The sequence below is a fragment of the [Phormidium] sp. LEGE 05292 genome (assembly GCF_015207735.1).
Taxonomy (GTDB): Bacteria; Cyanobacteriota; Cyanobacteriia; order Cyanobacteriales; family Aerosakkonemataceae; genus Floridanema.
Genome location: NZ_JADEWG010000077.1, coordinates 1 through 13,200 on the forward strand (window position 1 = coordinate 1; position 13,200 = coordinate 13,200).

A 13,200-nucleotide genomic window follows, 5' to 3' on the forward strand; every position below is an offset into this window, starting at 1 on the left:
GGGGAGATGGGGAGATGGGGAGAGAATTAGAGCAATTTTCTTCTATTTCCAAACAAAGTAATTTAAATGCGGAATAGCTTGACTCAAAATTAATTGACAATTCTCTGGATTATTTATCGAAAGCGTGTTACTATGAGTTACTGTCACCTTGGAGAGGTGGCTGAGTGGTCGAAAGCGGCAGATTGCTAATCTGTTGATGGAATCGTAAGACCCATCCGAGGGTTCGAATCCCTCCCTCTCCGTTTTTTTATTAGCTTGGTTTTAGGTATTGGGTACTGGGGATGACAGGCAAGATGCCTGTCCTACGGGACTGGGAAATTCTAAATTTTCTTTTATCTCCCCTGCACCCCTGCACTCTTGCTAAACAAGGGGAAGTAGGACGGTAAAGGTTGCGCCTTTTCCATAGCCTGAGCTTTCGGCTTGAATTGTACCGCCGTGTAGTTCGACTAGGTAACGGACGATCGCTAACCCCAAACCTAAACCTCCGTGAGAACGAGTAATAGAACCATCTTCTTGACGGAAGCGATCGAATACATGAGGTAAGAATTCAGGGCTAATGCCTCTTCCGGTGTCGCTGACTTGGATTTGGGCTTGATTGTTGATTCTACTCAGCCGAACTTCTACCTGTCCCCCATTGGGGGTAAATTTGATTGAGTTAGAGAGCAAATTCCAAACTATTTGTTGTAAGCGATTGGCATCGCCCAAAGTTCCTACAGAGTCATCAATTTTAGAACAGATTTGAATATTTTTCGCTTCTGCTGCTAGATTAATCGAAGCGATCGCCCCTTGAATTACCACATCCAATGACACAGACTCAACTTGTAAATTTAGCCTTCCCCGAATAATATCGGACATATCTAGCACGTCTTCAATTATTTGTGCCAAAGCTTGAGTATTGCGGGCAATAGTTTCGATGCCTCGACGAGCAGTTTCTTGGCTAAAATTCCTGCTAGGCAAAAGTTTTGCCCAACCTAACATGGAATTAAGAGGGGTACGTAGTTCGTGAGAAATCGTTGCCAAAAATTCATCTTTGAGGCGATTTGCTAATGCTAATTCCTCTGATTGTTGTTGTAAAGTTTCCCTAGCTTTTTGTCTTTGAATTGCTTCGGCGAGAATATTTGCCCCGGCTTGCAAGAAGTAAATATCATCTTGAGTAAAGGTGTACTCACTGGTAGTATGAACTTGTAAAACACCGAAATTCTCGGGAACTCCAGCAATAATTGTACTTACTCCTCTAACAAATTGATCTTCTTGCAACAGCGGGAAAGGAGTGAATCGAGTTTCAGAATGCAAGTCATTTACTATTACAGATTCAGAAGCGTGTAAAGGTGTTATTGATTCTTGAATTTCCCCTACTAGAGATGGCAACCCTTTATAAAATGTAATTTGTCCAATTAAGTTTTCTGGGAAGCCAAAAGCGGAACGTAACAGTGTATGTTGTCCATCGGGCAAAAGCTCAAGAATTTCGCAATATTCAATATTAAGGATGTGGGCAATTAGACTGGTAGCTTCTTCCATTAATTGATCTAAGTCGATGCCAGATAATGCTCTTTGTCCTAAATGAGCGATCGCTGCTTGCTGTTGTGCCCGTATTTGCAGCTGTGCTTCTGTGCGTTTGCGATCGGTAATGTCGATCGCCGCCCCAGTAATGCCGACAATTCGATCGAACTCATCGCGCAAAGGTTCCACAGTCAAATCATAGTAAGAAAACTCTCCAGTTTTACTGGCATGAACTTCTTCCCGAACTCCATTCCCGGTTAAGAGTACCCGCTGTTTAATTTCTGTTAATTTAGCAGCATCATCTGGGTGCATTAGATCGGCATCTTTTTTGCCCAGTATTTCTTCCGTCTTATAACCTAGTTGAGGGTTGTAAACCCAAGTGTAGCCGAGTTCTCGGTCTTGGTTGAAAACGGTGAGCGGGGAATTTTCTAATGCAATACGGAAGCGTTCCGAACTTAACCGCAAAGCTTCTTGGGCACGTTTGCGCTTAGTAATATCGTGAGTGATGCCGATAACTTGATAGAGTTCTCCTCGATCGTTGAGTAAGGGAATGTAGGAAATAATTGCGGTGTAAGTACCGTAGCTAGGTAGGGTACTTACACATTCAAAATTCTGGGTAGTCAGCGTTTCTACTGACCATATTAAGAATGGTAGATAATCATTTGTGACTTCGGGGGGATAAATTTCTTCATCCCGACGACCTAATAATGCTTCTAAGGGCATTTGCATTCGGCGCAAACCCTCAGCATTGATGAACTGCAAGCGACGTTCCGCATCGTAAATGACAAAAGGATCGGGGATGTTATCGACTGCAACTCGGAACCGTTCTTCGCTTTGCCTTAATGCTTCTTGCACCTGCTTTTGTTCGTGGATATCGGTGGCGCTGCCGAACCATTTAATAATTTGCCCTTGACTATTGCGGAGTGGTAAACTCCGACTGAGAAACCAGCGAAATTCTCCATCTGCCCTTCTGAGGCGGTGTTCGCATTCGTAGAGTTCTCCGGTTTGCAATGCTTTTTTCCAAGCATCTAAGGTGCGCTGCCGATCTTCTGGATGTAGAATCGGTTGCCAATCCCAGTTTTGTCCTGCTGTTTGGGGAATGCCGCTAAATTCTGTCCAACGGTAGTTGTAGTAGTCTACCGCACCATCGGGCAAAGTTGTCCAAACAATTTGGGGCATAGTTTCAGCTACCATGCGAAACTGTTGTTCGCTGTGGCGCAGTGCTTCTTCTGTTTGCTGTAAGTCTTTGAGAGCGAGTTCCCGTGCATCTATTTCTCTTTTTAGTTGGGCGGTGCGTTCTTGGACTCGCTGTTCTAATTGGGTGTTAAGTTGGTGTACTTGGGCTTCGGCTTGTTTGCGGTCGCTAATGTCTCGTCCTTCAGGTATTAGTAATAGTACTTCCCCGGATTCATCCTGTATTGGTTTGATGGAAAAGTCGATCGTAATAACGGTATCTCCTGCACCTAAAACGTCTACTTCATAGCGAATAAATTCACCTTTGGCGGCTTTTTGAATTGCCTGTTTTAATGTTTCTTGGGTTTCTGGAGAAAGTGTCCACCATCGGGTTTCCCAAAATGGGCGATCAATCGCATCTTCTCGCTGTAATCCACCAAAATTTAAAGCTGTTTCATTAGCTTCAATTAAAATGCCATCTGGTTGCATTAACCCAATAAACTGAAATGTCTGATTAAAGATGGCGCGGAAGCGTTGTTCACTTTCTTGCAATGCTGCTTCTGCTTTCTTTCTTTCTTCAATTTGTTGCTGTAATTCTTGATTCGCTGCTGTTAGTTGGGCGGTGCGTTCATGGATGCGATTTTCCAGGTTTAAGTAGTTTTTTAGCTGTTGCGGTAGCGATGTTACTGGTTTGCGATCGCCAAGCGCAGCTTGCGGTTCCTTCAAATTTCGCGTTAATTTGCAAAAACCTGTCAGATTTCCCTTCTGATCTCGTAAAGCAGTAATTATAGCGTTGGCCCAAAACCGGGAACCATCTTTACGAATTCTCCAGCCTTCTCTTTCTATATGTCCCTCGCTGGCTGCGATTTGCAAGTAGCGATCGGGATTACCTTGGGCAAGATCTTCCTCTGGATAGAAGCAAGAAAAATGCTTTCCAATAATTTCCTTGGCTTCATATCCCTTGAGATTTTGTGCGCCTTGATTCCAACTAACAATTGCCCCTTTTGGATCTAATAAAAAAATTGCATAATCTTCCACTGGTTCTCTCAATAAAGGAGTTCTATTTTCACTTTCTTTTAATGCTTGTTGCTCCCATTTCATTTTCTGATTAGCTGTATTTAATTGATGAATTATTTTACTAACAAAAATTCCTTCTAAGATAAATACTATTAGCTTCACATTTTGTGCCAAGTTTGGCACAAATAAGTTACTAGATGGGGATAAAAATAGGCGATTACTGATTAATGCTGACAAAATTGTAGCTAAGACTCCCGCCTGGATTCCACCATACAGAGCACTGATAATCACAGCGGTAAAAAAGAGGAGAAATGGGCTTTCTTTTTCAAATAACGGTTCAAAGAGGAATTTTATCCCAAAAACAATACCTACTGTCAAAAATGCTACACCATAACGCATAATTGCAGAGGTATGAGAGTTGTGTTTTCCAGTTCGGTTCATCTGATCGGTCAAAGGCGGATAAGGTTGAGGAAAATTTCTGAGTTGGGAATAGTCGCTTCCTTAGTTCAAAATTTTGCCTCTTTTTCTGAATGTATCTGTAAAATTACTTTTTAGGTAGTGATCTCTGACATCTCTTCGGGTGAGAAACACGGGAGATTCTCAAAGGATGTTACACCTTGATCTGAAGACGATCGCGCCATTAATTAAAGTATTGGCGTGCTTACACTCGTTGAGCCAGAAGCCCTTTTCTTCTTGTGTAAACTGAGCTTTAATAGAGAACATTTTATACAATTACCATTCACCTCCTTTTGTAATTATAGTAGTTAAAAGATAGACGAGCGACATGAAGAGAAACCATAGGTTAAAACCTGTTGAGTTAGGTTTTGTCCCCTCCTGAAAAGATAAGGGCGATCGCATTCCGGTACTATTTTTGATAGGTTGTTAATTTTTTTGTATATTTAATGACTATGCTATTTTACATTTAAACTCCTAAACTAGATTTAATAATTTACTCTCATCATGAACTAAAACATTGTACACTTCTATGAGCTTATGGCGTTGTCCTCCGCAAAACTTGACTATTTCCCCAGACTATCTGCATATTTGGCGAGCCGAGCTAGATTTACCGACAGATTTATTAACTGATTTAGCGGGAAACTTGTCTTTAGATGAACGACAGCGGGCAGAAAAGTTTTATTTTGAAAAAGACAAAAAAAAATTTATTGCCTGTCGGGGATTATTGAGAGTTATTCTGAGCCGTTATTTAAATTTTGAACCTCAAAAACTAGAGTTTGCATACTCGCTTCAGGGAAAGCCAGAACTAAATAATATTGATCCTGAGGAGAGGTTGTGTTTTAATGTATCTCATTCTCATGGTTTAGCAGTTTATGCGATCGCTCTTAATCGTGCTGTTGGCATTGATTTAGAGCATTTGCGCGACATTACCGATGTGCAACAATTAGCAGAACGCTTTTTTTCCAAAAGTGAATCCACCCTAATTAATGCACTGCCAGAATCACAACAGAAACAACTATTTTTTCGGTTTTGGACTATTAAGGAAGCTTATCTCAAAGCGACAGGGGAAGGATTGGCAGGACTACAAACAATCGCAGTTTCTTTTACACCGGAAAACGCCATTAATTTGCACAACACTGAAAGTAATATATTACTCAATAAACGCTGGTATTGCACTGAATTCGAACCAAACTCAGAATACACAGGTGCCTTAGTTGTAGAGCGCAAAGACTTAGAGGAAAATGCAATAGAATATCTTACTTTAACAAATGACTTTATATTTAGCTCCTTGACTTTTTGAACAAGTCGGGGAGTTCAAGGGAATCTAATACCAATTCTCTGTAAAATTGTGCTTAATCATTGCCCCTCCCTGTAGACGGGGAGGGGTTTGGGGTGGGGTAAATTAAGCGCATCTTCATAGAGAATTGGTATAAGTAATTATTTTGGCGAAATCAATAGAAGATGCTAAAGTTTTTGTCAACCAACTAAAGGTTAAGCTCGGCGAGCTATTTTTGCCCTGTATTTGTAGTTGACTGTGGAGAAGTTCAGTAGCCAAATGATGAAAAGACCAACAAAGCCAAGTGAGACAGGCAAGATGCCTATCCTACAGCTAAAAACAAAACTTACTCTTGCCATTATTCCTTTGATTGCAGGCTTTTTGACAACAGCGTGTCAAAGCACCACTACCAACAATCCCAGTGCTACCACCCCCACCCCCGCTGCCCAAAATGCTGCTACCACGCCTACTGCTGCCGCTACTCCTACTGCTGCGCCAACGCCAACGTCAGCGGCTACGGGTAATGGGTTGAAAATTGGTTCTTTGCTACCTTCCACTGGGGACTTAGCTTCCATTGGACAACCGATGATTGCCTCTGTGCCGTTGTTAGTGCAAACTGTTAATAAATGCGGTGGTGTCAACGGTCAGCCTGTGACTTTAATTTCGGAAGATGACCAAACGAAACCGGAAGCTGGCGCAGCGGCAATGACTAAACTGGCAGAAGTGGATAAAGTTGCCGGAGTGGTGGGTTCTTTTGCTAGCAGCGTGTCTAGTGCTGCTGTGGATATTGCAGCCCGAAACAAAGTAATGTTAATTTCTCCAGGTAGTACGAGTCCAGTGTTTACAGAAAGAGCCAAGAAGGGTGATTTTCAAGGCTTTTGGGCGCGGACTGCTCCACCGGATACTTATCAGGCTCAAGCTTTAGCTAAATTAGCAAGTGAAAAAGGCTTTAAACGAGTTTCTACTGTTGTAATTAATAATGATTACGGTGTGGGTTTTGAAAAGGAATTTGTTAGAGCCTTCAAAGCTTTGGGAGGAACGGTAGTCAACGAAGCTAAACCAACTCGTTATGACCCAAAAGCTACGACTTTTGAATCTGAAGCAGCAGCGGCTTTTGCTGGTAAACCTGATGCGGTAGTAGCAGTTTTGTATGCTGAAACTGGTTCTTTGTTGCTGAAGTCTGCTTACGAACAGGGGTTAATGAAGGGTGTTACGGTAATGCTTACCGATGGTGTGTATTCTCCTGAATTTCCGCAACAAGTGGGCAAAACTAGCGACGGTAAGTTTATTTTAGCTTCTGCGATCGGTACTGTTCCCGGTGCCAACGGTAAATCACTTGCAGAGTTCACCAAATCTTGGGAGGAAAAGGAAAAACGCCCGGTTAGTGCTTATGTTCCCCACTCTTGGGATGCCGCCGCTTTGTTAGCACTGGCAGCACAAGCTTCTAAATCAAACACCGGGGAAGGAATTAAAAGTAAAATTCGCGAAGTTGCTAATGCCCCTGGTGAAGAAGTAACCGATGTTTGCAAAGCTTTGGAATTAGTCCGCCAAGGCAAAGACATTAATTACCAAGGTGCTAGCGGTAACGTTGACATCGATGAAAATGGCGATGTCGTCGGCAGCTACGATGTTTGGAGTGTCTTAGATGACGGTAAGTTGAAGGTTACAGGCAAAGTTAGCCCGAAGTAAGGAAACTCAGGGGACTCCAGAGGCAGAGGGGACAAGGGGACAAGGGGACTCTTGAGGATTTTTACTTCTGCCTTCTGCCTTTCTTCCCTTCTGCCTCGGAGCCTTCTGCCTTTCTTAAAAATCTAAATCAGAGGGCAAAGTTGTAGCCTACACCTAATATCAAACCAAAGGAAGCATCTTCGGAGGTAAACCCAACGTTCAAGCGACCTGTAGCGGTAAATTGCCTAGAGATAGGAACATCAAGTCCGCCAGTAATTAAACCGCCCAATGTTCCACCACCAGTTGTAATTAGTAAGCCACCGCCAACAAAAGGAAAAAGAGGGGTATCTGCTATGCGAAAGTCATAAGTTATGGGCAACAGAACGTCGAAATCCTCGCTAAATATAAGGGCTGGTCTGAAAGAAAACTCTCTGCTAAGAGCTATTTTGGCAAACACGGTGAAGCCGGAGTCTCCTATAGCTGTGCCGCCTGTAATTCCCAAGTTGCCACCAATGCCGATGTAACTAACACCATTGTTAAGTGCCTGACCTGGTTCGACATCGCGAAATTGTGCAACTTGACCTTTTGTTTTAGGTTGTTCTACCAAAACTGAGGCGTTAGTTTCGGTTGTTCCTGGAAATGGTTGATGTTTGGCCTCTGGCGTGGCGGGAATTTTTGGTGATTCTGTTGTTTCTGATTGAATATCTAAAGCTACTGCTTTTGGAACGGTAAATGTTTCTTCTGGTGTTAAGGTGGTGTTTTGGTTCAGTGTGTTACTGTTAACGTTTTGCTCACTAGTAGAGCTGTTATTATCAATTGTTTCTGCTTGGGCGGGTAATCCATTAACAGTTGTTAAGGTTATACTCAATCCACTTGCGATCGCAGCAACATAAAGAAAAAGGTTTCTCTGGAACTCAAAAGTAATATTACTCACGGTCACTCCTCACAAAGACTTGGTTTATTGCCAAAAGTCACGATCACACTTTACTAAAATTTTATTCTATATTGTTAATTTAGGCAATTTTGTATAAGTTTTCTTACTTATAAGTATAATAATTTCAGGAAAACTCAATACTCTAAGTATTTTTAATTACAGAATTTCAAGTAATTTAAGATAAAAATAACCCCTTCTGTAAAAAAAGGGGCGCAATAATAAGGTTTTAGGAGAATACGAAGTCAAGTTCGGAAATTCACTCAATATTAGAAATTAAATCCTGTAGTGAAGTTGTAGGCAACACCCAACAATAAACCTACACTTGTAGTATCAACAAAACCGATGTTGACGCTAGCAACTGCGGTAAAATTCTTGTTGATAGGGATATCAACACCACCTGTTAAAGCAGCACCAAAATTACTCTTTTCATAGGTTGTGATAATTACTCCCGCACCAACAAAAGGCGCTAAACCAATTCTTTGGAATGGCTCTGCTATGATGGGAAAATCGTAAGTAATCGGGATCACAAAGTCAGTATTATCAGCAAAAACTACCATTGGTCGCACAGATAAAACCCTGGTTAAACCGATTTTACTAAAGAGTGCAAAACCAACATCTCCAATTGCTGATTCACCAGTTAAACCGATGTTACCACCAGCACCAACATAACTATAACCAGAACGAGTTTCTCGACCGGGTTCTATTTCATACTGTGCGACTTGAGTCCCCTTTTTAGTGCGAGAATTACTAGTTCTAGAGTTCTCTGTTCTAGGGGTAGAAGTTGGCGAGTTAGAGTTAGCAACAGGTTGACCTAACAGATTTGCCGCAGATGTAAGAGTTGTTCCTGGAACTGGCGGACTATTTTGTAAAGATGAAGAATTTGTTAATGGTGTTTCCGCAGGATCGATCGCAGATAGGACATTTGATTGCTTAACTGCCCCGACGCTACTTGACGAGCTTTGTACAGACAGTTGTGCAAAGTTTTGCTGATTACTTTGGGCAACCATCCACTGAGGATTACCTGAAATTTTCACCTCTGGTGTTTCAGCTTTGGCGGGTAAATTACCAATCCCACCAACCATAGCTGTAACGCTAAACAGAAAAACAGCGCGTTGCAAAAAAAGGTTATTCACTGTCACTCCTCACAAACAAAGTGGTTCAACCTTAAAATATCAGTGAAATTTTATACTAAATTTTAGTCTAAAATTTTAATTTACGGGATTTTTATAAGTTTTGCTACCAACCATTAGAGAGATTTTTGCAGAAGTTAAAAAGCTGTGGACAAACTCTTTTGCTTTCAGCCTCATCTGATGAGGACGGGCAAGATGCCCATCCTACAATTTGGCAATAAGGGAAAATGTTTTATAGATTGCTTGTGGCGGCAAGTACTTGCCGAGAGATGAAAGGTAAAATGGCTTTGTTCTTACTGTGGGGTTTGCCTTCAGTAAAGACGATTAACAAGTAAGGTGGTTTGTCTGGGATTTCAATGTAGGCAGCATCATGACGCACTTGACTTGTCCAACCAGCTTTTGACCAAATTTGGGCGTTTTGGGGGAGTCCACCGCCGAGAAAACCTGTCATTTGATTTTCGTCGTCGCTGTTTAACTCAACTGCGTTAAGGTTACGTTTCATTAAAGCCATCATTGCTTGGGATGCTCTGGAGGATACCGCAACTCCGCCGATAATACTATGTAGCAAACGGGCGGTGGCGTTGGTGGTGAGCATATTACGATTTTCCATCATTTCTCCGACAAAGCGGCGTTCGCGCCCGTAGGGGCCATCGCACCAGGTTTTTTGGTTGACGTTGATGGTTTCTAATTCTGCCCAACCAAGGGAATGAAAGTAGCGGTTAACTATGTTGCGCTGCAATTTCCAAGTTTCAAAAGGCCCTGTTGTGAGTTCTGGCCCACTGGTGGTGCCAGTTAATACATCGACTATTAAACTGGTGGCATCGTTGCTGGAGTCAACGATCATATCCCGGATTGCTCTTTCTAACTCGGCAGAGGTTTGGATCATGCCTTTTTCGATCCATTCGTAAACTGCAACGAGGTAGAATAGCTTGATTATGCTGGCGGGATAAATGCGATCGAATCCTCGATAGTTAAAACCGCGAACTTGGTGTTGCCAAAAAGTTTCGGGATTTAAGGCACCTCCAGTATTTACTACTACTGGTGGATCGTAGACAATCCAAGTCATCGCTACTTGGTTATGACCTAATTCGGGAAATTCTGCCCAAGTTGCCTGTAAAATCTGATTACCCAGACTTTCTAGTTTTTCGTCTTTACGGAAAAAGCTCATTCGATTCTAAATGTAAATTGTTCACGGTCTTTTTTTAACTTTACCTAGAAACATTTTAGGCAAAGCTACTTCTGATATCTGAAGCACTCCTGAAAGTTTTTAAGTGTTATGAACCTTAGTCTATCAATTGAGTACATCTGCCAAACAAACCTCAATATATATGATTCTCCTAGTTGTAATCGTTTGGCAACTCAAGCTAAAGTGGGACGTTACCTGAAAGTTTTGCCAAATGAAGCTGAAATGGCGGTTTCAGTTTGTTTGATGGAGGATAGTTATCCGGGGTGGTTGTTAAAGGATGATTTAATGTCGTTGGTGCGTGCAGAAATAGGATATCAGCCGATCGCGTTTTCTGGCGAAGAAATTCAAAATAAGTTACCCCAAATCATTGCTTTTACCCAAAATGCCATGCAACAACCCAATTGTTACCTTTGGGGTGGTACATTAGGGCCAAATTACGATTGTTCGGGACTAATGCAAGCTGCTTTTGCTGCTTCGGGAATTTGGATACCAAGAGATGCTTATCAACAGGAAGCTTTTCTGGAAAAGGTGACTTTTGAGGTTTTACAACCGGGAGATTTTGTCTTTTTTGGCAATAGTGAAAAAGCGACTCATGTAGGGCTTTATTTAGGAAATGAATGTTATATTCACAGTTCTGGGGAAAAGTTGGGGCGGAATGGAATTGCCATTGATGAACTTTCCGATATAGGTGATGAAGTTAGCAAAGGTTATTATCAGCAATTACGAGGTTTTGGCAGAGTTGTGAGGGGACTGGGTATTGATGTTGACAGGCAAGATGCCTGTCCTACAGGATTGGGAAATAATGAAAATCAGTAGTTTTATTAGACAATTATCTGCAAAATTTAAGCCCTATTTGCGGTGGGTAATTTTGGGTGTGACGCTGTTTTTTCTGGCGAAAGTGTTGAAAGATCATGCGGCGGGAGTGGCAGCAATTAGAATTAATGGTAAAGGTTGGGAAATTTTAGCGATCGCATTTAGCATCACCTTACTAGCACATATTTGGTCGGCTTGGGTTTGGGTTTGGATTTTTCATCATCTTAAACAACCAATTACCGCAGCTTGGGGAATTCCCGTTTACTTAAAAACGAACATTGCTAAATATATTCCCGGAAATGTGTGGCATTTTTATGGTCGCATTGTTGCCGCTAAACAAAAAGGTGTTTCTCTAGAAATCGCTACTGTTGCTGTATTATTAGAACCTTTGTTAATGGCAGCTAGCGCCCTGATTTTTGCTGTTATTGGCATTCCTTTGCTATGGTCGCACAATTCATCTTTTTTAGCTTGGCAACTTTTAGGATTAGTGGTAGTCTTAATTGCTATTCATCCCCGAATTTTAAACCGATTGATTCTAAAACTGAGTAAGTCAAAACAAAAGTCTGGTTCAGTAAATGTTGAAGCGACTGCTTTGCCAGTGAAAAGTTATCCTTTAGTACCTTTGTTAGGAGAAATCTGCTTTGTAGGATTCAGGGGTACGGGATTTCTGTTAACCTTAAGGGCGCTGGGTGCGATCGAACCTAGTAAAATACCATTACTGTTCACAGCTTTTAGTTTAGCTTGGCTTTTAGGTTTAATCGTGCCTGGTGCACCTGGAGGACTCGGAGTATTTGAAGCTACAATACTAACAATTTTAGGTTCCAGCTTTTCTCCCGCCTTAATGTTAGCTACTGTTGCTTTATACCGATTAATTAGTATTCTGGCGGAAATTGCTGGTGCTGGACTAGGAACTTTTTATCAACTAATCGTTAACAACGAGAATTGTAGTTGAAAATTTTTGAGGAGTGACCATGACTGCGATAATCTACCAAAACACTGTCCCACATAACAACTTTTCCGACCAACCCAATGTATCGGTAGTGGTGCCAATATACAATGAAGTGGAAAGTCTACCACATTTGATTGATGCTATCTCTAATTCCTTAAAAAATTCAGGACTCAGCTACGAAATCATTTTAGTAGATGATGGTTCCAAAGATGGATCTACCCAACTACTCCGAGAACAAGCAATACTAAGAACAGATTTAAGAGCAGTTTTACTCCGGCGAAATTATGGTCAAACTGCGGCAATGGCAGCAGGTTTTAACTATGCTAAAGGACAGGTTATTGTTACCTTAGATGGCGATTTGCAAAATGATCCCGCCGATATTCCCTTATTAATAGCGAAGTTGGAAGAAGGTTATGATTTAGTAAGTGGTTGGCGGAAAAATCGCCAAGATGGTGCTTTGGATAGACTCCTACCTTCTAAAATTGCGAATTGGTTAATTGGCAAAGTTACAGATGTAAAATTACATGATTATGGGTGTTCTTTAAAAGCTTACCGTTCCGAACTAGTTGCAGACATGAATCTTTACGGCGAATTACATCGCTTTTTACCTGCACTAGCTTATATTGAAGGTGCGAGAATTACTGAAATACCTGTACGTCACCATGCACGGCGTTTTGGTCAAAGTAAGTATGGTTTAGGACGAACATTTCGGGTATTAATGGACTTGTTAACAATTTGGTTTATGAAGAAATTTCTCACTCGTCCAATGCACGTTTTTGGATGGTGGGGTTTAATTTCTATGTTTGCCGGAATTTCAATTGGAAGTTATCTTACTTTTGTCAAATTAGTATTAGGAGAAGAAATTGGCAATCGTCCCTTGTTGGTTTTGGCAGTTGTGCTTTTACTAGCTGGTGTGCAATTATTTAGTTTTGGATTGTTGGCAGAGTTGTTAATGCGAACTTACCATGAATCTCAAGGCAGACCAATCTATCGGGTGAGGGAAGTAGTGGACGCGATCGCACATAATACTCAACAATAGTTTTGTCATTAGTTATCAGGACTGAAGTCCTCACAACAGACCCTAGAAAAAAAAAATAA

At 41.5% G+C, this 13,200-nt stretch carries 9 protein-coding genes and 1 tRNA gene; 6 read left to right on the forward strand and 4 right to left on the reverse strand.

All coding sequences use genetic code 11. From position 1 onward, the window contains the following. Window positions 1-150 precede the first annotated feature (150 nt). Window positions 151-242 (forward strand) — tRNA-Ser (locus tag IQ264_RS19885). Window positions 243-360: 118 nt separating this feature from the next. Here the strand turns inward: IQ264_RS19885 and IQ264_RS19890 are convergent. Beyond that, window positions 361-4,131, reverse strand: coding sequence for a PAS domain S-box protein (locus IQ264_RS19890; RefSeq protein ID WP_193982544.1), 3,771 nt, complete (start codon window positions 4,129-4,131; stop codon window positions 361-363). Between the two features lie 544 nt (window positions 4,132-4,675). Here IQ264_RS19890 and IQ264_RS19895 point away from each other — a divergent pair. Both IQ264_RS19895 and IQ264_RS19900 read left to right on the forward strand, forming a co-directional pair. Continuing rightward, window positions 4,676-5,446 (forward strand): 4'-phosphopantetheinyl transferase family protein, encoded by a 771-nt coding sequence (locus IQ264_RS19895; protein ID WP_193982545.1) that lies wholly within the window; start codon window positions 4,676-4,678, stop codon window positions 5,444-5,446. Between the two features lie 294 nt (window positions 5,447-5,740). Further along, window positions 5,741-7,111 carry an ABC transporter substrate-binding protein gene (locus IQ264_RS19900; protein ID WP_193982546.1) on the forward strand — a complete coding sequence of 457 codons (1,371 nt, stop codon included), beginning with the start codon at window positions 5,741-5,743 and terminating at the stop codon, window positions 7,109-7,111. 127 nt (window positions 7,112-7,238) lie between these two features. Here the strand turns inward: IQ264_RS19900 and IQ264_RS19905 are convergent, their stop codons facing one another. The 3 genes from IQ264_RS19905 to IQ264_RS19915 all read right to left on the reverse strand — a co-directional run bounded on the left by IQ264_RS19905 (window position 7,239) and on the right by IQ264_RS19915 (window position 10,322). Further along, window positions 7,239-8,024: a hypothetical protein gene (locus IQ264_RS19905; protein ID WP_193982547.1), complete on the reverse strand. Its 786-nt coding sequence runs from the start codon at window positions 8,022-8,024 to the stop codon at window positions 7,239-7,241. Window positions 8,025-8,290: 266 nt separating this feature from the next. Next, window positions 8,291-9,157, reverse strand: a complete 867-nt coding sequence (locus IQ264_RS19910; protein WP_228061666.1) for a hypothetical protein — start codon at window positions 9,155-9,157, stop codon at window positions 8,291-8,293. Window positions 9,158-9,386: 229 nt separating this feature from the next. Beyond that, window positions 9,387-10,322, reverse strand: coding sequence for a serine hydrolase (locus IQ264_RS19915; protein WP_193982548.1), 936 nt, complete (start codon window positions 10,320-10,322; stop codon window positions 9,387-9,389). A gap of 108 nt (window positions 10,323-10,430) precedes the next feature. Between IQ264_RS19915 and IQ264_RS19920 the strand changes: the two genes are divergently transcribed. Genes IQ264_RS19920 through IQ264_RS19930 form a run of 3 tightly spaced genes read left to right on the forward strand, consistent with a single transcriptional unit; the run spans window position 10,431 to window position 13,141 of the window. After that, window positions 10,431-11,156 (forward strand): C40 family peptidase, encoded by a 726-nt coding sequence (locus IQ264_RS19920; RefSeq protein WP_193982549.1) that lies wholly within the window; start codon window positions 10,431-10,433, stop codon window positions 11,154-11,156. Beyond that, window positions 11,143-12,105 carry a lysylphosphatidylglycerol synthase transmembrane domain-containing protein gene (locus IQ264_RS19925; protein ID WP_193982550.1) on the forward strand — a complete coding sequence of 321 codons (963 nt, stop codon included), beginning with the start codon at window positions 11,143-11,145 and terminating at the stop codon, window positions 12,103-12,105. The genes IQ264_RS19920 and IQ264_RS19925 overlap by 14 nt, the downstream gene beginning before the upstream one ends. A gap of 19 nt (window positions 12,106-12,124) precedes the next feature. Next, window positions 12,125-13,141 carry a glycosyltransferase family 2 protein gene (locus IQ264_RS19930; protein WP_193982551.1) on the forward strand — a complete coding sequence of 339 codons (1,017 nt, stop codon included), beginning with the start codon at window positions 12,125-12,127 and terminating at the stop codon, window positions 13,139-13,141. Window positions 13,142-13,200: the final 59 nt, after the last annotated feature.